This window comes from Pararhizobium sp. PWRC1-1 (assembly GCF_049897905.1).
Lineage (GTDB): Bacteria > Pseudomonadota > Alphaproteobacteria > Rhizobiales > Rhizobiaceae > Pararhizobium.
The window spans coordinates 299,812-325,388 of sequence record NZ_JAFCXE010000001.1 but is presented as its reverse complement, the minus strand read 5'-3'; the positions used below and the strand labels follow the sequence as shown (position 1 = coordinate 325,388).

At 58.5% G+C, this 25,577-nt stretch carries 23 protein-coding genes and 2 pseudogenes; 11 read left to right on the top strand and 14 right to left on the bottom strand.

Translation table 11 applies throughout. The features are described 5' to 3' along the window. Positions 1 to 4: 4 nt before the first annotated feature. The 3 genes from ACP7E0_RS01630 to ACP7E0_RS01620 form a co-directional block, all read right to left on the bottom strand. Positions 5 to 1,252 (bottom strand): diguanylate cyclase, encoded by a 1,248-nt coding sequence (locus ACP7E0_RS01630; protein ID WP_426122533.1) that lies wholly within the window; start codon positions 1,250 to 1,252, stop codon positions 5 to 7. A gap of 214 nt (positions 1,253 to 1,466) precedes the next feature. Next, positions 1,467 to 2,279, bottom strand: coding sequence for a siderophore-interacting protein (locus tag ACP7E0_RS01625; protein WP_426122532.1), 813 nt, complete (start codon positions 2,277 to 2,279; stop codon positions 1,467 to 1,469). A gap of 25 nt (positions 2,280 to 2,304) precedes the next feature. Beyond that, a complete protein-coding gene (locus tag ACP7E0_RS01620; protein WP_426122531.1) occupies positions 2,305 to 2,943 on the bottom strand; it encodes a PadR family transcriptional regulator in 639 nt (212 codons plus the stop codon). Between the two features lie 229 nt (positions 2,944 to 3,172). On the opposite strand from ACP7E0_RS01620, the gene ACP7E0_RS01615 reads away from it, so the two are divergent. Continuing rightward, positions 3,173 to 3,625, top strand: coding sequence for a VOC family protein (locus ACP7E0_RS01615; protein WP_426122530.1), 453 nt, complete (start codon positions 3,173 to 3,175; stop codon positions 3,623 to 3,625). Between the two features lie 6 nt (positions 3,626 to 3,631). On the opposite strand, the gene ACP7E0_RS01610 is transcribed toward ACP7E0_RS01615, so the two are convergent. Beyond that, positions 3,632 to 3,955, bottom strand: a complete 324-nt coding sequence (locus ACP7E0_RS01610) for an ArsR/SmtB family transcription factor (protein WP_426122528.1) — start codon at positions 3,953 to 3,955, stop codon at positions 3,632 to 3,634. Between the two features lie 59 nt (positions 3,956 to 4,014). Here ACP7E0_RS01610 and ACP7E0_RS01605 point away from each other — a divergent pair, with 59 nt between their 5' ends. After that, entirely contained in the window at positions 4,015 to 4,476 is a 462-nt protein-coding gene (locus ACP7E0_RS01605) for an SRPBCC family protein (protein WP_426122526.1), read from the top strand. Between the two features lie 21 nt (positions 4,477 to 4,497). On the opposite strand, the gene ACP7E0_RS01600 is transcribed toward ACP7E0_RS01605, so the two are convergent. The 6 genes and pseudogenes from ACP7E0_RS01600 to ACP7E0_RS01575 form a co-directional block, all read right to left on the bottom strand. After that, the gene (locus ACP7E0_RS01600; RefSeq protein WP_426122525.1) at positions 4,498 to 5,790 is read right to left on the bottom strand and encodes a DUF930 domain-containing protein; all 1,293 of its coding nucleotides are present in this window, start codon (positions 5,788 to 5,790) and stop codon (positions 4,498 to 4,500) included. A 367-nt stretch (positions 5,791 to 6,157) separates the two neighbouring features. Then, on the bottom strand, positions 6,158 to 6,529 hold the full coding sequence (locus ACP7E0_RS01595; RefSeq protein WP_426122523.1) for a DUF427 domain-containing protein: 372 nt from the start codon (positions 6,527 to 6,529) through the stop codon (positions 6,158 to 6,160). 137 nt (positions 6,530 to 6,666) lie between these two features. Then, positions 6,667 to 6,960 carry a GYD domain-containing protein gene (locus ACP7E0_RS01590; RefSeq protein ID WP_426122521.1) on the bottom strand — a complete coding sequence of 98 codons (294 nt, stop codon included), beginning with the start codon at positions 6,958 to 6,960 and terminating at the stop codon, positions 6,667 to 6,669. A 295-nt stretch (positions 6,961 to 7,255) separates the two neighbouring features. Next, positions 7,256 to 9,307 carry an RNA polymerase sigma factor RpoD gene (gene rpoD / locus ACP7E0_RS01585; protein ID WP_426122520.1) on the bottom strand — a complete coding sequence of 684 codons (2,052 nt, stop codon included), beginning with the start codon at positions 9,305 to 9,307 and terminating at the stop codon, positions 7,256 to 7,258. A 450-nt stretch (positions 9,308 to 9,757) separates the two neighbouring features. Continuing rightward, positions 9,758 to 10,101: pseudogene (locus ACP7E0_RS01580) on the bottom strand (GFA family protein). 108 nt (positions 10,102 to 10,209) lie between these two features. Continuing rightward, on the bottom strand, positions 10,210 to 10,908 hold the full coding sequence (locus ACP7E0_RS01575) for a L,D-transpeptidase family protein (protein ID WP_426122518.1): 699 nt from the start codon (positions 10,906 to 10,908) through the stop codon (positions 10,210 to 10,212). A gap of 282 nt (positions 10,909 to 11,190) precedes the next feature. Here ACP7E0_RS01575 and ACP7E0_RS01570 point away from each other — a divergent pair, with 282 nt between their 5' ends. Continuing rightward, positions 11,191 to 11,685 carry an invasion associated locus B family protein gene (locus tag ACP7E0_RS01570; protein WP_426122517.1) on the top strand — a complete coding sequence of 165 codons (495 nt, stop codon included), beginning with the start codon at positions 11,191 to 11,193 and terminating at the stop codon, positions 11,683 to 11,685. A 46-nt stretch (positions 11,686 to 11,731) separates the two neighbouring features. After that, positions 11,732 to 12,271, top strand: a complete 540-nt coding sequence (locus ACP7E0_RS01565) for an SH3 domain-containing protein (RefSeq protein ID WP_426122516.1) — start codon at positions 11,732 to 11,734, stop codon at positions 12,269 to 12,271. Positions 12,272 to 12,307: 36 nt separating this feature from the next. On the opposite strand, the gene tdh is transcribed toward ACP7E0_RS01565, so the two are convergent. Next, positions 12,308 to 13,342: an L-threonine 3-dehydrogenase gene (tdh, locus tag ACP7E0_RS01560; RefSeq protein ID WP_426122514.1), complete on the bottom strand. Its 1,035-nt coding sequence runs from the start codon at positions 13,340 to 13,342 to the stop codon at positions 12,308 to 12,310. A 176-nt stretch (positions 13,343 to 13,518) separates the two neighbouring features. Next, positions 13,519 to 14,706, bottom strand: coding sequence for a glycine C-acetyltransferase (locus ACP7E0_RS01555; protein WP_426122513.1), 1,188 nt, complete (start codon positions 14,704 to 14,706; stop codon positions 13,519 to 13,521). A gap of 279 nt (positions 14,707 to 14,985) precedes the next feature. Between ACP7E0_RS01555 and ACP7E0_RS01550 the strand changes: the two genes are divergently transcribed. The 3 genes from ACP7E0_RS01550 to ACP7E0_RS01540 all read left to right on the top strand — a co-directional run bounded on the left by ACP7E0_RS01550 (position 14,986) and on the right by ACP7E0_RS01540 (position 16,628). Further along, the gene (locus ACP7E0_RS01550) at positions 14,986 to 15,393 is read left to right on the top strand and encodes a lysozyme inhibitor LprI family protein (protein ID WP_426122512.1); all 408 of its coding nucleotides are present in this window, start codon (positions 14,986 to 14,988) and stop codon (positions 15,391 to 15,393) included. A 114-nt stretch (positions 15,394 to 15,507) separates the two neighbouring features. Then, the gene (locus tag ACP7E0_RS01545; protein WP_426122511.1) at positions 15,508 to 16,278 is read left to right on the top strand and encodes an SDR family oxidoreductase; all 771 of its coding nucleotides are present in this window, start codon (positions 15,508 to 15,510) and stop codon (positions 16,276 to 16,278) included. Positions 16,279 to 16,304: 26 nt separating this feature from the next. Beyond that, positions 16,305 to 16,628 carry a barstar family protein gene (locus ACP7E0_RS01540; RefSeq protein WP_426122510.1) on the top strand — a complete coding sequence of 108 codons (324 nt, stop codon included), beginning with the start codon at positions 16,305 to 16,307 and terminating at the stop codon, positions 16,626 to 16,628. 49 nt (positions 16,629 to 16,677) lie between these two features. Here ACP7E0_RS01540 and ACP7E0_RS01535 read toward each other — a convergent pair whose 3' ends face one another. Then, entirely contained in the window at positions 16,678 to 17,385 is a 708-nt protein-coding gene (locus ACP7E0_RS01535) for an alpha/beta fold hydrolase (protein ID WP_426122509.1), read from the bottom strand. Between the two features lie 51 nt (positions 17,386 to 17,436). Then, a pseudogene (locus ACP7E0_RS01530) lies at positions 17,437 to 18,840 on the bottom strand (RecQ family ATP-dependent DNA helicase); the annotation flags it as partial. Positions 18,841 to 18,952: 112 nt separating this feature from the next. On the opposite strand from ACP7E0_RS01530, the gene ACP7E0_RS01525 reads away from it, so the two are divergent. The 4 genes from ACP7E0_RS01525 to ACP7E0_RS01510 are packed head-to-tail and all read left to right on the top strand — an operon-like array spanning position 18,953 to position 25,424. Next, positions 18,953 to 20,839: a hypothetical protein gene (locus tag ACP7E0_RS01525; RefSeq protein WP_426122508.1), complete on the top strand. Its 1,887-nt coding sequence runs from the start codon at positions 18,953 to 18,955 to the stop codon at positions 20,837 to 20,839. Between the two features lies 1 nt (position 20,840). Further along, complete coding sequence (locus ACP7E0_RS01520; protein WP_426122506.1) at positions 20,841 to 23,228, top strand: hypothetical protein; 2,388 nt, start codon at positions 20,841 to 20,843, stop codon at positions 23,226 to 23,228. Positions 23,229 to 23,233: 5 nt separating this feature from the next. Beyond that, on the top strand, positions 23,234 to 23,827 hold the full coding sequence (locus tag ACP7E0_RS01515) for a hypothetical protein (RefSeq protein ID WP_426122504.1): 594 nt from the start codon (positions 23,234 to 23,236) through the stop codon (positions 23,825 to 23,827). Further along, positions 23,799 to 25,424 carry a hypothetical protein gene (locus ACP7E0_RS01510; protein ID WP_426122503.1) on the top strand — a complete coding sequence of 542 codons (1,626 nt, stop codon included), beginning with the start codon at positions 23,799 to 23,801 and terminating at the stop codon, positions 25,422 to 25,424. The genes ACP7E0_RS01515 and ACP7E0_RS01510 overlap by 29 nt, the downstream gene beginning before the upstream one ends. Positions 25,425 to 25,577: the final 153 nt, after the last annotated feature.

The window sequence follows — 25,577 nt, the reverse complement described above, 5'->3', positions numbered from 1 at the left end:
TGGCTTACCGGAACGCCACTTCCAGATTTTGCCGGTCCTGCGCGATCACCTGGCAGCGGGTTTCAAACCCCTCGCCCTTGATCGACAGGAGAAACTCGGCGGGAATGCCGGCGGAATTGGAAACGGACAGGCCGGCACTGTCGCTGCCGAGCGACTTGACGGTGCAGTCGATGCTTGAGCGCCGGTCGTTGAAGACGATCGAGCCCGCCTTCAGCACCCGCCGCCGGGCCCCCGCTGTCTGATCGGTCGGCAAGGAACTCCACGCAACGCAGCGATTGCGGCCGGTGTTCTTGGCCCTGTACATCGCGGCATCGGCCTGGGCGAGCAGGGTCTCGATATCCTTGCCGACGATCGACAGCGCCGAGATGCCGAAACTTGCCGTGACCTTCAACTGGCGCTCGCCAACGGTATGAGAGGCAATCAGGCTTCTGACCTTTTCGGCGACCGCAACAGCCCCATCCCTTTCCACATGCGGCAATAGGATGGCAAACTCCTCGCCGCCGAGGCGGCCGAACAGGTCACCTGCACGCAACGCCGCCTGGCAGGTCGCAGCGACGCTCTTCAGCACCGCATCGCCGGCGGCATGGCCATGGGTATCGTTGACCGTCTTGAAATGATCGACATCGAGAACGATGCAGGAGACATCGTGCCGGTGACGCAAGGCCAGCGAAATCAGCTGGTCCGCCTCCTGCTTGAAGGCGCGACGGGTCAGCGCATCGGTCAGGCCGTCGGTCGCGGCCGATTGCAGCAGGGAAATCCGGTCCATCGCGACGCCGGCGAGTTCCGTGAGAATTTTTAGATCTCGGCGGCCGAACGAGCGCGGCTGGCGATCGATGGCGCAGACCGTTCCGATCGTATGGCCCTCCTTGGTTTTCAGCGGCACGCCCGCATAAAACCAGATATGGCTTTCACCCGTCACGGCCGGATGCTGCGCAAACCGCGGATCCTTGGTGGCATCCTGGACGACAAGCGGTTCTTCGATATCGACGACATAGCGGCAGAACGTGTCTTCGCGCGGAACCTCTTCGGCTGAAAGACCAGAGCATGACTTGTACCATTGCCGGTGGGCGTCGATCAGCGAGACGATGCCGATCTCGACGGTGAAGATTTCCTTGATCAGTCCGACCACGCGGTCCAGCCCCTCGTCGCGGGGCGTATCGAGCAGATCGAAGGCGTCCAGCGCCGCCAGGCGGTCGATTTCCCGCTGGATCATGCCGGTAGATGATTTTCCGAATGCGCGTACGACCGCCATTGGCACATGTCTCCTTGCGTCGGCCCATCATGATCCATTCCACAATCCGCCAAGCACCTGACTATATCGCTGATGATACGGCTGCAAATGGCGAAAAGTTGCCATTGAAATCTGCGGGATTTTCGCAAGCGCCGTACCATGCCGCAGAATGCGGGACGGCGGCCGCAGACCTCGCACATGTCCGCAGGCCGCCGCAGCGTTGCTGTCGAGTTCGTCAGCCCTCGTTGTGGTTCTCGTGGAACCCGGCGCTGCCCTTGCGCCAATAGCCGGCGGCCTTGATCCATGAGCGGTTGTGGCCGCGCTCCTCGACTAGGTGCTTGCGCAGGATCTTGACCGTGTCGTTTTCGCCGGCGATCCAGATATAGCCATCGCCGTCCGGCAGCAGCAGCGACTTGACGGCATCGAGCAGGAACGCCGGATCGCTGGCAGTGTCGAGCGGCCGGTGGATCCAGCGGGTGTCGAGGCGGGTTGCCGTTTCGAAGGCCTGCTGTTCCTCAACGCCTGCCACCGTGGCGATGACGATTGTGGGCACATCCGCACGCAGCTCTTCCAGCCGGCGGCCGATGGCCGGAAGCGCGGTTTCGTCGCCGATCAGCAGATACCAGTCGAAATCATCGGTGACGACGAAGGAGCCGCGCGGTCCGCCGACGCCGAGCCTGGTGCCGGGCCTCGCGACTGAGGCCCATTCGGTGGCGGGACCGGCCGCATGGATGGCGAAATCGACCACGAGTTCGCCCTTTGCCGGATCGTGACGGCGCGGCGTGAAATCCCGCATCGGCGAAGCGACTGTGCCTTCCGGCAAAGCGGGCGCATCCGGCCCTACCGGCCAGACGGGGGCGTCCTGACCTGCGAGCGGCAGGCACAGCTTGACGTGATCGTCATAGCCGGTGCTGACGAAGCCCTTGAGGTCGTCGCCGGTCAGCGTGACGCGAACCATCTGCGGGGTGAGCCGCTCGGCCGTCTTCACCGTGAGGAGACGGCGGCGCAACTCGTGGCGGACGCGCGCGACGGCGTGTCTTTCGGTCATGAAAAATCCTTTAGCTTGGGCGGGGCTAGCCGCGATTGATCTCGTCGACGGCGCGGCGGAGGATATCCGCAAGCCGTGTCGCCTCCTCGGAGGAACAGCCGCGTTTGTGGAACAGCGAGGCCTTGATCGCCTGGCGGGCAATTTCCAGCGCGTGATGGCCATGGGCTTCCGGATCTTCGCCCGGCACCTGCCCCCGGCCCTCCATGACATCGCGCACCGCATCCATCTTCGAGCCGATACGGCCAAGGCCTTCGATGATGCGATCGGCTCCTGCCCGGTCGGTCTCCAGGGCGGCGCGGCCGGCATCGGTGATGGTGAACAGCTTCTTGTTGCCATCGGCTTCCGCCACCGCATGGCCGATTTCATCAAGATAGGTCAAAGCCGGATAGATCATGCCGGGGCTCGGCACATAAAAACCGCCGGAAATTTCCTCGATGGTGCGGATCAGTTCGTAGCCATGCGCGGGCTGGCGGGCGAGCAGCGCCAGGATCAGCAATTGCAGATCGATCGACGACAGCTTGCGCCCGGCGCGAAAACCGTCGCGCGACGCAAAGCCGCCTTCGAAACGGCCAGGACCGTGGCGGCCATGGCCACCATGGGCATGCCGCTCGCGGCAGGATTCATCGTGATTGCGGTGCTCGTAACCGCGGTGACGTCCAAACATCGGGTTTTCCTTCGTAAGATATAACACTAGATATATCTTACGATATATTTTTCGATAAGCAAGCGGCTCTGTCCGCATTCCGGAGGACTTTGCTAGATGGCGCACAGACGGCAGAAAAGCGCTGCAGACCCAAAGGCTTCGGGCGGGAAAAAAATCACAGGCCTTGTCGAATTGGCGCCAGGCCGTTCGTCGGTAGAAGGAAATGTCCAAGCAAACAGGAGGAACGTTCATGCAGAAGATCACGCCCTTTCTCTGGTTCGACAACACGCTCGATGAGGCATTGGCCTTCTATCTGTCGATTTTCCGGCAGGCGAAGGTGACCTATCAGCAGAAGGGGCCGGACGGCAAAACCTTCACCGCCGCTTTTGAGTTGGAGGGACGGGGGTTCATGGGGCTGAACGGCGGACCGCATTACAAGCTGACGCCCGCCGTCTCCTTCTTCGTCGCCTGCGCCGATCAGGCGGAGGTCGATCATTATTCGGACAGACTGCTGGATGGCGGACAGGCGCAGCAATGCGGCTGGTTGACCGACCGCTTCGGCGTCACCTGGCAGATCATTCCGGATGCGCTGATGCGGCTGATGAGCGACCCCGACCCCGCCAAGACTGGCAGGGTGCGCGACGCGATGATGCAGATGGTCAAGATCGACATCGCCGGGCTAGAAAAAGCTGCTGCCGGGTAAAAGCCCCTACCCTTCGAGATCGTCCTTCAACCGGCTGAGCAAATTGACGGCCTGGGCAGCATAGGGGCCGATCCAGCGGTCGTGGATATGCTTGATCGGCAGCGGGTTGAGATAGTTCCAGCGCTCGCGGCCCTCGCGCTTGACGATGACCAGATCCGCCGCCTCCAGAACCTTCAGGTGCTGCATAACCGTGCAGCGATCAAGGGTAGGAAACCATGCGCACAAATCCCCCGTCGTCTGCGGCTGATCCTTCAGCACATCGAGCATGGCCCGGCGGCTTGGCGCGGCCAAGGCCTTGAAGATTCGGTCATTTGCATCATCACTTGACATGTTATATTTTTATAACATAATGAGTGCCAGAACAAGCAGAAAAACAAGGAGGAAAGAACATGGAACTGAAATTCAGGGTCGCCGGCCGCATCGCCAAGCCGGTTTCGGAGGTTTTCGAGGCAGTGGTCAATCCGGAGCAACTGTCGCGCTATTTCACCACCGGCGGCGCCAAAGGCAGGCTTGAGACGGGCGCCACCGTCACCTGGGATTTTCACGATTTCCCCGGCGCCTTCCCGGTCAAGGTGATCGAGGTGATCAAGGACGAAAAGATCGTTTTCCAATGGGCAACGGATGAAGGCAAAGGCTCGGATGCGCCGAAATACGACACCACGGTGACCATGGCCTTCCAACCCGTCGAACCCGGCCGCACGCTGGTGACAATATCAGAAGAAGGCTGGCGCCAGACGCAAACCGGGCTCAAAAGCTCCTACGGCAATTGCGAGGGCTGGACGGGTGCGCTTTGCGCCATGAAGGCCTGGCTTGAGCACGGCATCAACCTGCGCGAAGGGTTCTACAAGTAGGATGTGAGGAGGCGCGGCTGGTCAATTGTCAGGCAGGCCGCGCGCCTTCCGTTCGCTTTCTGGAACAGTCTTGCCGACCGCGAAACGGAATGACGTCACACGAGAGAATTCTTCATCGACGGTGCATTCGAACTCGACATCATGCCAAACTCTTCGGCTGACAAAGGCTCCGCCCGTAGCACGTAATACCCGACCAGCAATTTTACCACCCTCGTCAGAAAAGGCGACAAGGCCTTCCGGCAGAGTTTGCGGCCGCGCGCGGCGTATCTGTTCCAAGGTCTCGAAATTGCAGAGTTGAACGATACGCCGGTTAGGCGGCAGCTTGCCGAGTGCCTGACGGACGCGCGGGTTTGAGAGTGCATCAGCGGAATAGAGTTCGCTTGCCTGCTTCAAGTTCGATGGCGGGCGGCTGGGCTTGGCATCGGAGCCGTCCGCAGACGCAACCTTTTGCGGATCGGACACCGCGACATCCACCGGCCGGTCCTGCGGTTTGGCCTGCGGGATCGGCACAGTCTCGATCAGCGCCTCGCCTTCGTTCAGCGCCGGGTTGGCATTGGCGGCCTGCGGCAGATTGATCTCAGGCAACTTGGCGGCAGCCGGCGTCTCGGCCGGTTTGTCCAGAGGCTTGTGCTGTTGTGGCTCGACTTCTTTCCGCGTTTGTTCGCTGGCAAGCGGGACAGCGCGTTCAGCGCGTGGCTCGGGCTCGGCTTTCTTTTCCGGTTCCGAAGGACGGTCGCCACCCGCCTCCTTACCGCCCTCCTTGGCTGCAGACTCGAAGGACTGCGGCTGAAGCGGCTGAGCGGTGGCTTTCTCGGTTTCGGCTTTGGCAGCCTCCGCCTTCTGGGCTTCAGCCTTCTTCATCTCTGCCCTTTGGGCTTCTGCTTTTTGGGCTTCTGCTTTTTGGGCTTCTGCCTTCTGGGCCGCCGCTTGCTCGGCCGCCTGTTTATCGGCAACTTGTTGCTCAGCCTTTTCCTCGGCCTTGTCTACCGGTTTTTCGACCGGTTTGACGTCTTCCTGGGGTTTCGGCTCCGGCTCCGGCTTCGGTTTTTCTTCCGGCTCGGGCTTCTTCTCGGGTTCCTGTTTCTTCTCGGGCTCGGGCTTTTTTTCTGATTCTGGCTTTTTTTCCGGTTCCGGCTTCTTCTCGGGCTCCGGTTTCTTCTCCGGTTCCGGCACCATCTCGACCTTGACCACCTCCTCCTCTGCAGGCTTCGGCGGCGTTACCGGCAGTTGGAAAAGCAGAAAAGCGGCAACGGCCACGTGCACGACCACGGACGCGAACAGTCCCGCTCCGAATGTACCCCGCCGTTTTTCCAAATTCTGCTGCATAGGATGGTGGATAGAGCCGGATACTGACCGGATCGTGACCGGCGGGAAATGGGACGATGAAAGTCGCCAGCCTAAGCGGTTGGCGGCTCTTCCTACTGCAGAATACCTTAAACCGGAATCGATTTGAGGTAAAATTATGCAGCAGCTATAAAGTGCTGCAGCAACCTTTGGGCGCCCGCACACGGCAATGGCCCCTCATCCGGCCTGTCGGCCACCTTCTCCCCGTAAACGGGGAGAAGGGACAAGCGGCAAACTCTATCGTCCCCTCTCCCCGCCTGCGGGGAGAGGGTTAGGGTGAGGGGCAACCCAGACCAAAAATGCGCCATTGTCTGCTACTGTGGCTGCAGACATCCGCTCAAGCGCCCGTGATCTCGAAGCGATCCGCGTAGAAAGCCAGATGGTCCCTGATCACGGCAACGGCATCATAGGGCGCCTCGTAAGACCAGATCGCATTGTCCAGCCGGACTCCTCCGCCGGGTACGCTGAAATAGGACGCATCACCCTTGTAGGGACAATAGGTGGCATGACCCGTCCGCCGCAGCAGCGCCATATCGACATCGGCGCGCGGGATATATTGCACCGCCGGATAGGACGCCTCGAGCAATGTCAGGGCATTGCGGCTGTCGGCGACGACAATATCTCCCAGCCGGGCAACAACACGGCCGGGATTGGGTGCGATGACGATCGGATGATCCGGACCGGGTAATCTGACAGGCTTGTCGAGCATGGGAAACTCCAAGCGTTTGAAGCGGCTTTGCCTCTTTCACATCGGGTCGCCACGATAAAGAATCAAGAGGATGCGCTCTCGCAGGACTATGCCTGCAAGCCTGACCGGTTTACCCCCGCTCAGCCTGATCGAACGCCCTATCCGAGCGAACTGATCAGCTCCCGGTAGGCGGCCTCCGGGAATGCCTTCAATGTTTTGGTGCGCACATTGCCGCCCATGCCGAGAGACAGTGAAAACCGCGCCATCACCGCATCATCCGGCGCTTCACACACCGCCACCATGTCGTGATCGCCCATGGTCAGGTAGAACTCTTTGAACGAGCCGCCCATATCCTTCAACAGCTTCTTCGCGGCGTCGAGACGCTTGGGTGAGTCGCGCACATTCTTGACGCCCTGCTCCGTCCAGTTGATCAGCACGATATACATGGTCATGGCACACCTCCCATGCGGCACGGCCTTGAAGGTCGCACCGCGATTGATGCCTCCACCCCCGCCTCATCGGACGCACCATCCGGCAAAAGCGGACGGCCGATCTCAGTCAACAGAAGGCGTACGATTGAAGTCCAGAGGTTTTAGCGAGAGCTAAAGTATAATCCCGTCGGCTCTGGCGGACAAGCAAAGGCTGTGACCGCAGAGGGGCGCACGCTGTAAACTCTATCCGCCCAACGAAAAACCCGGCCAGTTTTCACTGACCGGGTTGCAATTGTTCAATCGAAAGGCCCCCTTCTTAGCTGTCCAGGAACGAGCGCAGCTTGCGTGAGCGGCTCGGGTGCTTCAGCTTGCGCAGCGCCTTGGCTTCGATCTGACGGATACGTTCGCGGGTGACCGAGAACTGCTGGCCGACTTCTTCGAGCGTGTGGTCGGTGTTCATGCCGATGCCGAAGCGCATGCGCAGGACACGCTCTTCGCGCGGCGTCAGCGAAGCGAGCACGCGCGTCGTCGTTTCGCGCAGGTTCGCCTGGATGGCGGCGTCGATCGGCAGAAGTGCGTTCTTGTCCTCGATGAAGTCGCCGAGATGCGAATCCTCTTCGTCACCCACCGGGGTTTCGAGCGAAATCGGCTCCTTGGCGATCTTCAGGACCTTGCGGACCTTTTCGAGCGGCATGGCCAGCTTTTCGGCCAGTTCTTCCGGCGTCGGCTCGCGGCCGATCTCGTGCAGCATCTGGCGCGATGTGCGCACAATCTTGTTGATCGTCTCGATCATGTGTACCGGAATACGGATCGTACGGGCCTGGTCGGCGATCGAGCGGGTGATCGCCTGACGGATCCACCAGGTCGCATAGGTCGAGAACTTGTAACCACGGCGATATTCGAACTTGTCGACCGCCTTCATCAGGCCAATGTTGCCTTCCTGGATGAGATCGAGGAACTGCAGGCCGCGGTTGGTGTACTTCTTGGCGATCGAGATGACGAGGCGAAGGTTTGCCTCGACCATTTCCTTCTTGGCGATACGGGCTTCACGCTCGCCCTTCTGCACCATCGAGACGATGCGGCGGAATTCGAAGATCGAGATACCGGTTTCCGTGGCCAGATTCTGGATCTCGCCGCGAATGTTGCGGATCATCGTTCCTTCGTTCTTGGCAAATTCCTTCCAGCCCTTGGCGGCCAGATTGGCAATCGACTTCATCCAGTTCGGATCAAGCTCGGCACCGGAATACTGTTCCAGGAAACTATCGCGCTTGACCCCGTAGGATTCGGCAAGGCGCAGCAGACGGCCTTCGTTCTGCATCAGACGTTTGGAAATATCGTAGAGCTGCTCGACAAGGCTATCGACGCGGTTCTGATTGAGCGACAGCGATTTTACGGCCGTGATCAGCTCGTCCTTCAGTTCCTTGTAGCGGCGCTCCTGGGCGGGCGACAGCGTGCCGGTCGCCTGCAGGCGGGCTTCCACCTGCTGGTCCTGCAGCTTGCGCAGCTTCTTGTAGGTCTCGGCGATGATGTCGAGCGTTTCCATGACCTGCGGACGCAGTTCCGCTTCCATCGCGGCGAGCGAGAGGTTCGATTCGTCGTCGTCCTCTTCCTCTTCCTCGTGCGGCTGACCTTCGCCGCCGACATTGGTCACGTCGTCGTCGCCGGCACGCGGCTTGCGGTTCTTTTCCTTTTCCTCGGCAGCCTTGCGGTCAGCCTCGATCTTCTCAGGACTTTGGAACTGCGGTGCCGCCTTGGCTTCCGGACCGGAATAGGTGGTTTCGAGATCGATGATCTCGCGCAGAAGCGTGTTGCCTTCGTTGAGTTCGTCACGCCAGATGATGATGGCCTGGAACGTCAACGGGCTCTCACAGAGACCGGCGATCATCGTTTCGCGGCCAGCCTCGATGCGCTTGGCAATAGCGATTTCGCCCTCGCGCGACAGAAGCTCCACCGAGCCCATTTCGCGCAGGTACATGCGCACCGGGTCGTCGGTGCGGTCGGTCGGTTCTTTCTTCTTGGCGGTCGCAAGGGCCGTGCCGCTCGAAGGGGCGAGTTCGCCGCCTTCGCTCTCGCCGTCGGCATCGTTGTCCTCTTCCTCGGACGCGGCTGGGCCTTCGTCGGCCTCCTCGTCCTCGACGACATTGATGCCCATTTCGCTGAGCATCGCCATGATGTCTTCGATCCGGTCGGGGTCAACCTGATCGGACGGCAGAACCTCGTTCAGCTCGTCCATGGTCACATAGCCGCGCTTCTTGGCGGCCTTGATCATTTTTTTGACCGCGTCATCCGAGAGATCGAGAAGCGGGCCGTCGGGTGCGCCTTCGCGTTCGGCTTCTGCTTCTTCGTTCTCTTTGACTTTGGTTGCCATTTATATCGTCGCTTTCCTTGGACAGCACTCAACGCGTGCGCGGTGCAAAACTCTTTCGAGGCTCGGGTGCGTCAATCGCTCCCACCGCGAATCATTACCCCTGACGTAACGGGATGATATTTAATTCCTGATTAACCACGATAGTCACCGCGGTTAAACCGGCCAACTGCGACAGCAGCGCCGTTTTGACATCACTTGCATGATGGATCTGTCCGCCGTACCCATTTCACTCACTGTATCAGAAATGGTGATTCCCACAATTTTCGGTCCCGTCAAGCATTTCCGGTGAAAAACCGTTCAAATCGGCAAAAAAGACTGAATCCAGCTTGGGGCTTCAAAGATTCAGTTCCATGGCCGAAATGTAGGAAGTGTTCATAGAAAGACAAGGGCCAAAGGAATCTCCGCTTGCAGAGGAGGCCCGGCTTCAACCCTCGACACTTTCCCCTCGCCTCAAAAACTGCGCCCGTCGACCCTGGTGATCGTCAAGGTTTCGAGATCGACATCCGGGAGGCAGCGGACATTGACCGCCGCCATCGGCCCGGTCGTGCCCTCGCCGTCAGCATAGGGCGCAATTCCACAGTTGGCACAGAAATGATGCTGGATGACATGCTTGTTGAACTGATAGGTCGATAGGGCCGAGGCGGGTGTCTGAAGCTTGAAGTTTTCGCGGGGCACGAAGGCGAGAAGTCCGCCACGCCTGCGGCACATCGAACAATTGCAATCCATCGCCTGCGTGATCTCGGCCTCGACCTAAAGACGATGGCTCCGCAATGACAGCTTCCCGAATAGATCATCAAACCCTCCCAAGTCCGGTGGCTTGAGAGATGATGCGGCGGGTGGCGATGTCAAGGTCTTGCCTGAATCGCCCCCCAAAAAGACGCAAATTCCAACGCCACGGACGGCTAGGCCATCGTGGCGCCGATCACCAGGATTTCGGTTCGGTTGGGCACGCGGTCATGGAGATCGATTACATCCTGATTGAGCATGCGCACGCAGCCGGACGACACCGATTTGCCGATCGTCCACCATTCCGGCGAACCGTGGATGCGGTAGATCGTATCGACGCCGTCCTTGAAGATATAGAGCGCGCGGGCGCCGAGCGGGTTTTTCAGGCCCGGGTCCATGCCGCCGTTGGCAATGCTGTAGGGTTGGAGATCAGGGCGGCGGGCCACCATCTCGTCAGGCGAGGTGCAGCGCGGCCATTTGCGCTTGTACTGGATGACGCCGCGGCCTGCCCATTCGAAGCCCGCACGGCCCAGCCCGACGCCGTAGCGCATCGCCTTGCCGTTTTCATAGGTGAGGTACAGGAAATGATTGGCGGTATCGACGACCAGCGTGCCTGGGCGCTCGCCGGTGGTGTTATCGACCCATTGGCGGCGAAACCGTGCTGGAACCTTCTGGTGCGGGACGGCCGGCAGCGGGAACTGCTCGTCAGGCCGGGCGCCGTACATTTCGCTTTCGGCGGTGGGCAGCACGACGGGTTCGGCTTTAACCGGGGCGACGACGGGCTGAGTGGTGGTGGCGCAGCCGGCAAGACCGAGCGCTGCAAAGGCGCCGCCCGCCTGAAGGAAGGTTCGGCGGGACACATTCAAATCAATCAATCGGGGAAACCTCATCTGCTTGTCGAAGGCCCCTCGCTTGCCATGCGCGGGCGGGCGTGGGAAGCCGCTTAACGGAAACGTGAACGGTTGTGATGGGGATAACCTGTCGCCCGCCAGAGGCGCCTCAGGCGGTGCTGGGCAGCCGTGTACGTGCTGCGTTCACCTGCCGCACCCAAATTTTAGAGAGGACAATATTTACCTTCTGATAACCTTCGGACGGTTCATTACGGGCGTAATCCCCGCCTGCCATACAGGCAAAATCCCCTTAATGACGGAGATCAGATGTCCCTCAACCGGAATATCCTCGCCGCCCTGGCCCTTGCCAGCACCATCCTTCCAGCCCAGGCGCAGCCGGTGATGGTCAAGACTTTCGGCCACTGGGGTGTCTATTCCTACGACAACAACGGCACGACCGCCTGCTACGCGCTGACCATGCCGCGCGACGTGCAGCCGGCCGGGGTCAGCCATGGCAACAACTTCCTGCTGGTCGCGCCGAAAGGTGCCGGCGGCTACATGCCGCAAGCCCAGATGGGCTACGGTTTGAATGCCGGATCGGAGGTGGCTGCAACGGTCGGCGGCGAGACCTTTGCCATGACGCCGCGCGCAAACGTCGCATGGTCGAGCCGCGAAAATCGCGACAATGCGCTGGTCGCAGCCATGAAGTCGGGAAGCACACTGACGCTTCAGGCAACCTCCAGCCGCGGCACGAACACGCAATATGCGTTCTCGCTGAATGGCGTGACGGCGGCGCTGCAAAGGGCAAGTGCGTGCCAATGAGCGGACCACTGATGGCAGGCACGGCCTGCGACCGGAGACAGGACAGATGAAGGCAGCCATCGTGTTTCTGGCAGCCTGTGCGGCGACGGCACACCCGACCGCGCAGAGGACGGCGGGGGACACCATCTCGACCCCCAGCCGCAATACCGGACGTTTGACCGGGCTGAAACTGCCGCGTTTTGTATCGCTGAAGAGCGAGACGGCGCGGATGCGCGTCGGCCCCTCCACCGACTACCCTGTGCGGTTTGTCTACATGGTCGCAGGCCTGCCGATGGAGCTGATCGAGGAATGGGGCAATTGGCGGCTGGTGCGCGATCATGACGGATCATCCGGCTGGATGCACGCGGCTCTCCTGTCGGGCCAGCGCACCGCCATCATCGCGCCATGGCTGAAGGAGGGCGCCAGCCTCCGGCACAGCCCGGCCCAGAACGCCGGGATCACGGCGCTACTGCAGCCGGGCGTCATTGTGAAGATCAGCGACTGTAGCGGCTCGTGGTGTCACGCCGCCATCCAACGGCCACGGCTCAGCGGTTACGTCGCCCAGACAAAACTCTGGGGTGTCTATCCACGGGAAGTGATCGAATAGAGTGCCCCGCCCCCTGCCTGCACACCCTCACCTGCCCTACCAGTCCATGACGACCTTGCCGGAATTGCCCGAGCGCATGGCCTCGAACCCGTCGCGGAAATCGTCGATGCCGATGCGGTGGGTGATGATCGGCGACAGGTCGAGGCCGCCTTGCACGAAGGCGATCATCTTGTACCAGGTCTCGAACATCTCGCGGCCATAGATGCCCTTGAGGTTGAGCATCTTGAAGATCACCTTGTTCCAGTCGATTTCGAAGCCGGTTGGCGCGATGCCGAGAATGGCGATCTTGCCGCCATTGTTCATCTTGTCGATCATGTCGCGGAAGGCAGGGGCAGCTCCCGACATTTCCAGCCCGACATCGAACCCTTCGGTCATGCCGATACGCTTCATCACATCCGACAGGTTTTCCTTCGACGCATCGACGACGTAATCGATGCCCATCTTTTCGGCCAATGCCAGCCGCACCGGATTGATGTCGGTGATGACGACCTTGCGCGCGCCAGACCGCTTGGCGACCATGGCACCCATGATGCCGATCGGCCCGGCGCCGGTGACCAGCACATCCTCGCCGACGACGTCGAAGGAGAGTGCCGTGTGCACGGCATTGCCGAACGGATCGAAGATGGCGGCGACCTCGTCCGGCACCTCGTCGGGAATGGCGACGACATTGTATTCCGGGATGCAGACATATTCGCCGAAGGAGCCGGGGCGATGCACGCCGACGCCGAGCGTATTGCGGCACAGATGCCCGCGGCCGGCACGGCAATTGCGGCACTTTCCGCAGACGATATGGCCCTCGCCCGAGACGCGCTCCCCGACATGGTATTTGGTAACGGCCGAGCCGACCTCGGCAATCACGCCGACGAACTCATGGCCGACGACCATCGGCACCGGAATGGTCTTTTGCGCCCACTGGTCCCAGTTCCAGATATGCACGTCGGTGCCGCAGATGGCGGACTTCTTCACCTTGATCAGCACGTCATTGGGACCGGGCTCCGGCACCGGCACATGCTCCATCCACAGGCCGATTTCAGCTTTGGATTTGACGAGCGCCTTCATCATGTTTGTCATCGGTGGTTCCTCAGAATATTTTTATAGTCTGCAAGTGGCGGTCGTCTTCCACCCTCCCCTTGAGGGGGAGGGTCGGCGCGCAGCGACGGGGTGGGGTGATCTTCCGCGATATCCAACGGGTCACCCCCACCCGCAGCTTCGCTGCGACCTCCCCCCTCAAGGGGGAGGTAAGTATCTCAGATCACGCCAAGCTCCCGGCCAACCTCTTCGAACACCGCAATCGCCCGGCGCACATCCGCCTCGCTGTGGGCGGCCGACATCTGGGTGCGGATGCGGGCCTGGCCCTTCGGCACGACCGGGAAGGCAAAGCCGACGACATAGACGCCTTTTTCCAGCATCCTTGCCGCAAAAGCCTGCGCAAGCGACGCATCACCCAGCATCACCGGGATGATCGGATGACCTTCGCCGGCGAGCGTGAAGCCGAGCGTGCTCATCTCGGTACGGAACAAGGTGGCGTTGGCTTCAAGGCGGGCGCGCAGTGCGTCGCCATTGTCGATCAGGTCGAACACCTTCAGCGAGGCCGCCGCAATCACCGGGGCGAGCGTGTTGGAGAACAGATAGGGACGCGAACGCTGGCGCAGCCAGTCGACCACCTCGGCCTTTGCCGACGTGTAACCGCCGGACGCGCCGCCGAGCGCCTTGCCGAGCGTGCCGGTGATGATATCCACCCTACCCTCGACGCCGCAATATTCGGCCGAGCCACGGCCATGTTTGCCGACGAAACCGACCGCATGGCTGTCATCGACCATGACCATGGCGCCGTACTTGTCGGCGAGGTCACACACGCCCTGCAGGTTGGCGATGATACCGTCCATCGAGAAGACGCCGTCGGTGGCGATCAGCTTGAAGCGCGAGCCTTCGGCCTTCTTCAACTCTTCTTCGAGCGCCGCCATATCGTTGTTGGCATAGCGGAAGCGTTTGGCTTTGGAGAGGCGCACGCCATCAATGATCGAGGCGTGGTTGAGCGCATCGGAGATGATCGCGTCTTCCTCGTTGAGCAGCGTCTCGAACAGGCCGCCATTGGCATCGAAACAGGAGGAGTAGAGGATCGTGTCTTCAAGCCCAAGAAACGACGAGATGCGCGCCTCGAGCTGCTTGTGCTCCTCCTGCGTGCCGCAGATAAAGCGGACCGAGGCCATGCCGTAGCCGTAGCGATCCAGCGCCTGTTTGCCGGCCTCGATCAACTCGGCATTGTCGGCAAGGCCGAGATAGTTGTTGGCGCAGAAGTTCAACACTTTCGCGCCAGAAGCAACCTCGATTTCGCCAGCCTGCTTGGACACGATCACCCGCTCGGTCTTGTAAAGCCCTGCGGACTTCAGTCCCTCAAGTTCGGAGGAAAGGTGAGTGATGAAGGCTGACGTCATGAAGGCCGCTTTCTAGAATTTGAGATCGGTTTGCGATGGAGACCTATCATATTCCGATCCACATGACAGCGAAAGACAGCGTCAGGACTCGGCGTTGGCACGACAGGGTGGTCTGCCACTCTTGCCCATCCGCGACGCGCATTGTTTCGAACAGGGCCGGCTACAACAGTTCGGGACATCTCCCTGAAAGGTAGATCGATATTTTCTGTTGCCGCGCTCTGCGGCACATGCCTAGATTGCCGCGAGCGGCAAGGCCGCACCCATCAACGGAGGCTGCCGATGAAACGCACACTCTTGCTCGCGGCTCTGGCAATGCTTGCGACGGGCACCGCACATGCCGCCGACGATTGCGCCAATGCGCAGGATCAGACGACGATGGATGTCTGCGCCAGCGAGGCCTTCAAAAAATCAGACACGCAGTTGAACGATCTCTATAAACAGATCGCGACGCGGCTGAAGGACGATGCGGACAAGACCAAGCTTCTGGTGACGGCGCAACGCGCCTGGGTTGCCTTCCGCGATGCCGAATGCGCTTTCTCGTCCTCCGGCGTGGCAGGCGCAAGCGCCTATCCGATGATCCATTCCATGTGCCTCGACGGACTGACACAGACGCGGGCGAAGGATCTGCAGACCTATCTCGCCTGCGAGGAAGGCGATCTGAGCTGCCCCGTTCCATCGGCGCAATGATCGTATGAAGCCAGCCGCAAGCCTCGGCAAAAAGGTTCACGGGCAGAAAAAATAGTTGACCAAGTCAAGTATTTTGGTGTCGATGAGACATCTCTTTCCTATGGCGAGGAAGCCATGACAATCTTCGACAGATTTTCCCTGAACGGCCGGGTCGCGCTCGTCACCGGTGGCGGGCGCGGGCTTGGGCTGGAAATTGCCCGGGCGCTGGCCGAGGCCGGAGCGCATGCCGTCATCAATGGGCGCACTGTGGCGACGCTTGATGATGCCGTGACCGCGATCACAAAGGCTGGCGGCAGCGCCGAGGCGGCGGCCTTCGACATCACCGACCGCGAAGCGCAGCGTGACACGCTTGCCGGGATCGAAAAGCGGCATGGACGGCTCGATATCCTCGTCAACAATGTCGGCGCCCGCGACCGGCGGCCGCTGGCCGCATTCGACGACGATGCGGTGATCGACCTGATCCAGACCGACCTGATCGCCGCCCTCACCCTGTCGCGCGATGCGGCCGCGATCATGAAGAAGAACGCGCACGGACGGCTGATCTCGATCACCTCGATCAACGGCCAGGTGGCGATGCCGGGCGACGGCATCTATCCGGTCGCCACACAGGGACTGACCGGCCTGATGCGCTCGATGGCGGTCGAATTCGGCCCACATGGCATTACCAGCAATGCGATCGCGCCGGGCTGGTTTGCCACTGAGACCAATGCGGCGATGGCCGCCAATGAGGACCTGATGCCCTTCGTTCGCCAGCGCATCCCGGCGCAACGCTGGGGCCGGCCGGACGAGATCGCCGGTGCTGCCCTCTTCCTCGCCAGCGACGCCGCATCCTTCGTCAACGGCCATGTGCTGACGGTAGATGGCGGCATGACAGTCAGGATGTAGCAGAACACAACAGAGGGGATGGCAGCATGAGCACGGGTAAAGGCAACGCCTTCGGCGACGCCGTCAGAATCATCTCCATCGACTGCGCTGGAGTGACCGATGTTGGCGAATTCTGGCAACGCTATCTCGACGCCACTCAGCCGGCGGATGCCAACCTGTTCGGCCGCAATCTGGACGCCTTCTGGGATGCCGTCGAAGGTGGTGGCCCAGGCTGGCCCGGTCCTGTGAGGCTGGTCTTCACCAATACAGGCCAGATGAATTCGCTACGGATATTGACCGGCGGCTCGTTTCTCGAAAAGCTGCAGCAAATCGCAGACGAGGCAACCCAGATCGACATCGAACTGACTTAGCCAACCCGGCAGTCAAATCCGCGAATTCAAATCCGCGAACAATGTGGGGTTAAGAACGATACTGAGCGGATATGACATCTCTCAGGATTTCGTTCAAACGCTTAGGCTTTTCCAGCGGCACGTAATGGCCGCAATCAGGAATGGTTATCAAGGTTCCCTTGCGAGCAGAGCTTGCCTGTGCCGCACTCACTTTAAGACCAGGTGCGATATCCTCTTCACCGGACACAATGGTAACAGGTCCTGAAAACGTCGAAAGCGTTTGGCCGTAGCTTGGCCGTGTATGAAAGACCGCGATTCCGTTTGCTACGTCATGCGCAGATTGCCGGAGAAATATATCCCTCGCAGCATTTATCACTGACATACTTGCGCTCTTTGCAAACAAGGGTTCCCAAAAAGTTTTCCAGGCCGCCTCCAATCCCTGTTTCTCAATCGTTTCGAGGGCCGATGCATACATTTGCGGATCGGGCCGGCGATTAGCCTTCGTTCCGATCAACACCAAGACTGCAACCCTCTCTGGATGAGCGGCCGCTATTTCCAGCGCGCAGGAGCCACCGACCGAACAGCCCACGACGACAAGGCGCTCCTCCTTTGCATACGTCAAAGCTGCCGCCGCCCATGCTTCGATTGAATTGCCAAGGGGATAGAGTGTGGGCATGTAGGTTGAATTCGGCAGCAGGTTACTTTGCCCGGCCCACATCGAACCATCGAGTGGAAGTGCATGTAAAAATAGCAATCCCAGTTTCTGCTTTCGTGTCATCTCTCGATTCTATAAATTTCCGATTTTGGTCAGGTGCGAACAAACAGATCGTCAGTCAAATCCCCGGATGACATCGAGGAACGCGTCGCCATAGCGTTCCAGCTTGGACTGGCCGACGCCGGAAATGCCCAGAAGAGCGTCGTGATCGTGCGGGCGGGCGGTTGCGAAGGCGATGAGCGTCGTATCGGGGAAGACGACATAGGGCGGCACGCCCAGTTCCTTGGCGATGCCGGAACGCGCCCGGCGCAAGGCCTCGAACAGCTCCGCATCCGAGCCCGACAAAGCCGACTTGGCGCCGGATGCCGGCGATTGCCGGGCGTTCTTGCCCTTGCCCTTGCCGGTGACCGGCCGGTCCTTGCGGAACCGGACCTCGCGCTCTCGCTTGAAGACGGCACGGGCACCCTCCTCCAGCTTCAGCGCACCGAATGCCTCGTGATCGACGCTGATCAGGCCGGCGGCGAGCAGCTGGCGATAGACCGATTGCCAGGTTTTCGATGGAATATCCTTGCCGGCGCCGAAGACCGGCATCTTGCTATGGCCGAAGCGCTCGGTCTTTTCGTTCTCTGTGCCCAAGAGCACATCGATCAGGTGGCCGGTGCCGAACCGTTCGCCGGTACGGTAGATCGCCGCCAGCGCCTTGATCGCCGCATCTGTTCCATCCCAGGTTTCGACCGGATTGATGCAGGTATCGCAATTGCCGCACCCTCCGCCATGCGCCTCGCCGAAATGGGCAAGGATCGATTGCCGCCGGCAGCCAGGCGTCTCGCAGATGGCCAGCAGCGCGTTCAGCTTGGCACGCTCGACCCGCTTGATATCATCGCCCGACGTGCCGCCGTCGATCATCCGGCCGCGCTGGATGACATCGGCCATGCCATAGGCCATCCAGACATTCGACGGCAGCCCGTCGCGCCCGGCACGGCCGGTTTCCTGATAATAGGCCTCGACCGAGCCCGGCAAATCGAGATGGGCGACATAGCGCACGTTCGGCTTGTCGATGCCCATGCCGAAAGCGACGGTCGCCACCAGGCAAAGGTCTTCCTCCTTGAGGAAGGCATCCTGATTGGCATCACGCACCGCCCGGTCCATGCCGGCATGATAGGCAAGCGACCGTATCCCCTGCCCGTTCAGCCATTCGGCGGTGTCCTCGACCTTGGCGCGCGACAGGCAATAGACGATGCCGCTCGAACCCGTGTGGCGCGACAGGAAGCGCAGGAGCTGCTGGCGCGGCTGGTCGCGCTCGACGATTTCATAGGCGATGTTGGGCCGGTCGAACGAGGTGGTAAAGACTTCGGCAGACCGCAGGCCGAGCTTGTCGATAATGTCTTCGCGCGTGTGCGGATCGGCTGTTGCCGTCAGCGCCAAACGCGGCACGCCGGGATAATGCTCGGCAAGCTGCCCCAGCTCCCGGTATTCCGGGCGAAAATCATGGCCCCACTGCGAAACGAATTCATTTTCCCGTTTTACACAAACAGAAGGTATCAGACGCCTATAACTTTTTCGCAATAAATTCAATTTATTGCGAGAGAACATATAGCGTCTTTTATATACCTTCGCAATAGGAAGCAGAATGGCAGCCGCCCTTGAGCAGATACCAACGTGGACTGAAATACGAAAAGACTTACAATACCGGATCGTCGAGCAGATTAGCGACCTGGTCGGCTCCGGGACGAAAACAGCGGGAGCGCGGAGGTTCTTCGCTTGGGTCGCAGCAGCCGCCACCGAAGATGCCGAGTGGACGAAGAGCTACCTAGCAAATGACGACCGCGATGTGGATGACTTGGCCACCATAAGGCGGGTACACCGCTGCATTGCGAGCTGGACAACGGCTCTTTTGGAAACAAAAAAATGGAAGTCAACGAGCGTTCGCGCGCAGCGCAACCACCTTTTGACAGCAATCGACCGGCTTCGGGAAATCGACGAAAACAGTTTTCCACTGATCGATCCAAGGTTGATGCCTCTTGGCGCTCATAAAGACAGCACGGGCCGACGCTCACTCGGCGAACTGGACTGGAAAGAATTCGAGAATCTCGATCCATCCAGACGCGATGCGACTGGGATTGCCATCTTGCGGGCAGCAGCTTTGGAGATATTTAAGCGATACGAGAAAATCTATGCCTTTGGTCAGAGGATTCTTCATGAGCCCGCCCCTACTCAAAATACTGCCCGGCATGATATCCGCACGCTGATCGAGGATGAGATTGCCTCATGGTCGACCCACGGCTACTCACAGTTCTCGCAAAGCTGGGGTGAAGAAAAAAGCGCGGTTATCGTATCATTGGCAAATCCAGCCGTTTGGCAGGGCCTCGGCCTCGATATCGAATTCAAAACCGATCAGCTGCAATTTACGTTGGTAGCCGACCTGATTCTTTCATGCATCGCTCCCACCTACCGGCTGAATCAAGCGATCCACACAATCTTCTGTTGCGATACGGGTTGGAACAGACAGCCCATCCAATATCTGCCCGCGCAGCCGTTTGCGTATCGAACCGATAAAGAAATCTTTATTGGTTCAAACCGGGTTCTCGCATCACTGAAGAACCGTGCCGGGCACGTAGTCCATGCCGACCCTTCCAATGCCGAACTTATCAGAGGCCTGGCAGCAACAAACTTCTCTTCAGAATGGGATGATTTGTCGGCCAGCCTCAAGGTCGAAAAAGGTGACGAGCTGTTTCGCCTGGACCTTAAAAGCGAGTTGCTTGACCTTCTTCAAAGATACCAGGCGATGCAAACTCTGAGCCGTTCTTGGACGAACGAAAAGACGAAAGACCTATTCTTCTATGCCCTCAGTCAAAGGGCTATCGGAGTGCAGGTCGCGGATCGCGACATCGGTATTTTGATGCCAGCTGATAGTCCGTTTAAGAGGCCGGGGGTGAATTTCTCCGCTATACGCAAGTCCTTTCTAAACAGCATGTCTTCAGCAGGCTTAGAGCCTAGCTTCATTAGCGAGATAGCCGGGCATCGGTCGGGCAATATACTACAGCAGCACTACATTATCGGTGCGCAAGCTACCAGGACCTACGAAGAGCCTGCGCGGTTTTGGCAGGGCTGCATCCAGGAAATTCTTCTCAACGATAAAATTGCTTTCAAGCTCTCCATTCCAGACAAAAACCGAGAATGGTTTCGAATGTTCGGGGTGCTGACAGGCATCACGGCAGCTTGCGGGCTGGAGCAGATGGAGTTGGATGGCGAGGTCACGGACGATTACATCTTCGTGCCAAATCAGAAGAATTACATCGATCTATTCCTTGCGCACAAGGGAGTGAAACAACAGAGGTATCAGGTAAGTCAGCATCGTTGGGAGGTACAAGGCGAAGCGTTGCTGGGCATCATTAAAGGATACGGCAGACAACTTAGTGGGAAGCAGTTGGGCAGGGAATACCGAACCGCTGCTCGTATTGCCAATGCCAAAATTAAGTCGGGTGAACTGACCGTTCCCTTGATGTTGGAGATTTGACATGACTGACTCTTGGCTCATGAACCACGAGACCGACATCGAAAAGATGTTGAACCGCTTCACTCTGCCCGACGTCGTCCATGTCACAAAAGCGACTGAGGACGGGCCACTGTGTTACGGGAAGGACCGGAGCATCCACCATAGCCACTGGGGGGTTGAGTCGCACATTGGACGCCACAGAACGCGCCTTGCTTGGTTTAGCTTCGACAATGTAGTCGCGAGTGGTGGGGTTAGAATGGACGCCCCGCATTTGCGCTCCGATTATGTGGTTAAGAAGATTCTGATACTCGTCGGCCTTGGCGCGGGTGAATCACGAATGTTTTCTGTCAAGGCGCTGCAAATACGCGGCCAGTTTTATGACAGGTTGGTAAGATGGCGGCTCTCCCTGGGGATCGAAAGAAATGATTTGCTGCGAAAGGAGCATTACGATGCGTATCTCGAAACTCTCAAGGGTAATTCGCTTGGAGCGCTTCCGATACATGAACGGCTTGATCAGGTCCTTAGTGACCTATACTCCGGCAAACGTACGCTAGACGAATTTTATAGGCCCGCAGAAAAAAATAAAAAGCAGTTATTCGATTGGGAGCTTTTGGCTGACCTTCTCGGCACAACAAAGCTTGCGCTATCCTCCTCCAGGCCGTTTGTTATTGAGCTGGCTGACAGACTAAGTTCTCTTGAACATCCGCTGACAGAGAGATTAGTAAACTCAATCAGTCGCACCGACGATAAAAAGACGCGAGACGACTACTCCGAGGCAACCGTCACAAAGCTGCTAATTCTATGGAGGTTAATTCACAGGCTCACTGTTTCTGGTCTCTTGCCGGTTGGAGGGCTTTCTTTCAACCCGTTTGAGAAACTCACCCTGAAACAAACGGTTCGTAGCTTGAACCCGCGCCTTATTGAACGCACAGGAACGTTGGCACCAGAGGACTTTATCAGGCTTCTTCAAACCGCGTGCAAATGGGCCTTTGAATACGGCGAGTACATCTTGGAGGCCGCTGGGACCCGCCGGGGTTTCAAGCACAAATACTGGGCTGCCCATAAGAAGAATTTCACCTCTCATTTCGACAAAATCCGTCCCGAAGGAGCGCCGAAACTGCATCACGGGTGGACGATTTCCGTTTTCGACGCGGAAGGCAAATTTGATCGTATCTCCTTAGGCGATGCCATGAAGCACCTGATGACCGCCTGTGCGATCATCATCGCATGCTTTTCAGCCAGGCGAGGCGGCGAGATTTCGATGCTCATGTCCGACTGCATTTCTCAGGTTGGAGCACTGTATTACCTCAATGTTCATATATTGAAGACCCTCCAGAGGACCGACATTGTTCCAGTTCCGCAGATGGTCGTCGCCGCCGTGGATATTTTGAAGGCTGCTTCTAGCGAACCCGGAGCATCTAATAAGCCCTCGCCCCTGTTCCACGTAATGAAGCTGGACACCCCGGTGTTTTTTGAATTCACTGCAAATCTCAAGGCGTTTGCTGCGTACAACGAAATACCGCCGCCCGAGGGTGAATCGGAGTGGAATTTCTCAAGTCACCAACTCCGTCGCGGAGCAGCCATTTACTACTATTATGGTAACGACTGGGGCCAGCTGGACAACGTTGCACATCTTTTGAGGCACTTTGACCCGGAAATGACCCGTATCTATCTTACAGAGGCGATATCAGGCGCTATCGGGCAACTTGAAAATGAGCTTCGAGCGCGGTCCGAAGTTGTAAAGATCACCAAGAACAAAGAACTCAAAGCTTGGATCGCGAGTATAGAGGAAGAACTTGGTAACCTTAGAGGGATGAAGGCCGAATTCGATGAGGTACGTGTGGAAGCATATGCCTATCGAATGCTGGCAAAAGGCAAGCATGGTCTTGACGAAGCTATCGGCCACGGTGTGAAGCGGCTGATAATGGACCGGGAAGCCATGATCGAAGCAGCGGCCGCCGATATCCGCATAAGGTCTGGTGTGAATGATGAGGAGACGTTTCAAGAGGCTCTTTACATACGCGTGAAACGGCAGGCAGCCAATAGCTCCTTGGAACCGGTACCAGAGGGTGTCGCGCACTGCACTGCGAATCTCAACGGAGGCGACAACCTTTCTCTTGCGGAGTGCAACAAGCTTGCAGCGGCGGGTCGGTCTCCATGGAAGTCCGATCAGCCGGAAGGCCGGAACGCGAAGGTCAACTTGGCTTTCAGCGGCGCATACCCGTGCCTGACCTGCATCTATGGGGTGATATTCCGGTCGAACCAGCGTGCCATCCAAGAGAAGATGGCAGCGGTCAAGGCGACCATTGAGACAGCACCGCATGAGGTGGCAGCTAGTGCCAGACAAGCCCAGTATGATCAGATGATGGCGGCATACCAGGCGGCAGAACTGGCTGCGAGGAGAGCTTAGCTGCAATGGCAAAACAGAAATCGAAGAAGGCAAAAAAAGTCACGGTCAAAGTTCGCAAGAAGCAGCCGATTGGCCTGGAAAACTCGGAAATGCTTCGAAACAGATTGGGGATTTTCAACAAGGTATTTGGCGTCGACAGTTCCAAGCGCAACGAGACGTGGGACCGTGAGCTGACCAAGGAGGAGCTGTTCAGGACAGCGCCCCTTTTGAAGGGAAAGCGTACGCTCGTCTCCTTTGTCAGGAAGGTCACTCTGCTGGTCGACATGATGGATGACCAAGACCTGCGCGACGCGATTTTGCCTAAGGAATACAAGACCCCGACGGCCCTTAGGCGCTGGTCGGACCCTGATCGAGGTCTCTGGCCCTGGAGCGTCCCGGATATTGACAGTCCGGACGGGACCTATGGTGACCTGTTTCTCATCTACGAGTCGGCAGAGGCTGGCCTGGACATCATCAGAAAGGGAAAGAAATATTCCCTACAAAAACAGATCGATGACCAGAAGAGAGTTATCGAGAATCTGGAAGCACAAATTCTCGATTTGATGGATCAACTCTATAGAGCGATGAACAATGCCGGAAAAAGTATTAGAGCTAGCTAAAGTCGTTTCGACCAGCGATTTCAGAATGAGCTTTGGAACCGAAACGTTCCATTGGTTTGGTGAAGTGCAATCCGGCATGCCTATCATAAGGTGGCCGGATGGTAGGCTTTGCCAGCCCTTGATATTCTATTTTGGATATCTCTGCAGACTGAACCTGGAGCAAGCCAGTTCCATGGAGCCGCGTGCCTACATGTTACGCGAGTGGTTTTCGTTCCTGGCTGGCGAAGGAATACCCTGGTATCAAGCCGATGACTTTGTCATGCACCGCTGGCGGCAGCGGCAGGCGGACGAAGGCGTCAGTGAAGAGCAGCGCGAAAAAAAATTGCGTAGCGTGTATCATTTCTACCTTCATGTTGCGGATGCCATGCAGCGCCTTGAGGACGGGGCGGTCACGCCGGACTTCGTCGGCCGAAACAAAAGAAGCAATCTGCGCCGGTACCCGATCACCACCAAGCGCATTCGCACAAGAAGTGGAGAGCCAATAACTGTCTGGTCTGGCTCCAGGGCGATCAAACACTCGACGCCGGACCTCACGGTGCCGGACAACGACCAGTGCGACAGGGTCCTTCTTGAACTGCGTTCTCCATCGAAGCCGATCTCCAGCAGCCAAATCTCATACATCGACCCGGTGATTAAACGCGAACGCGATTGGGCGATGGGACGGTTGATGGTGGGTGCTGGTCTTAGGGCTGATGAGGTCCCAGAGCTGAAGTTGACAGACCTCACCAAGGCGCTGGCGAATGAAGGGATTTTCAAGGGATTGGGACGAGACCGTGCGCGAAGCATTGTGTCGCTAGCCGAGCTTACGAACGATATCGCCGCTCAGGACATCGTTCTCAAGGGACTAAAGCATTTTGAGGTGAAACGAAAAAGGCTCTACATCGGCGTCAAGATTAAGGGGAAAGGCCGGAAGGTCCGCCATGCCGGGTTTATGATCGACCTGATATATGACCTCCTTACTGTCGTGGTATGGGGCGGCCGGGCCGTTCTGATCAAGCAATGGCAGACTGTCGATCCCACCTACGAGCCGGAGGACACGCTGTTCCTCTCTTTCAAAACCAGTGATGCCCTCACGGCCGGGGCTGTCAGCGACATCATGCTGAAAGCCTTCAAGGCCGCCGATGTCGCCGGAAGCGGGCATGATCTCAGGAAAAATTATGCCACGAACCTTGCTGCGAAAATCCTTAATCGGAACCTTGATCGTTTTGGCTACTTCACGCACGCGGTTCTGAACACAGTTCTCGACGAAGTTGCAACGGGACTCGGACATTCGAAGGTTACGACCACGACCAAGCATTACACTAATCTGGCCGTGGTCCATTCAACAGGACTTGAAAGCTCACGGAAGCGGAGCAAGATCATGAAGATTTGGGAAATGCTTCTGCAGAGCAAGGATATGATGGATGACGAGCGTATCCAACTTTGCGGGACGGCGATGAAGGTTTTCGCAGAGGTGCCGAAGGAGAGCCAGATGTACGGCATGCTCTCCTGGGCTATGAACAACCCAGATTATAATCCTGGAGGCCTGATCGATCTGTCTCCCAAACCGGCGACGCACCTTCGCGTGGTCAGCGACAACGGTCGGTTGCCGAAGTGACAATTCGAAATAATACGAATCTACTGTGTCACGGCACGAGGTACTGCCTGCGCGCTCAGTCCAATTCCGTCGTCGATAGCTTGCGGGCAGCCCGAAATAATGAAGCATGCCCACCGCACGTGCTCGTTAACATCGTCGTCCAAAAGGGGTTCG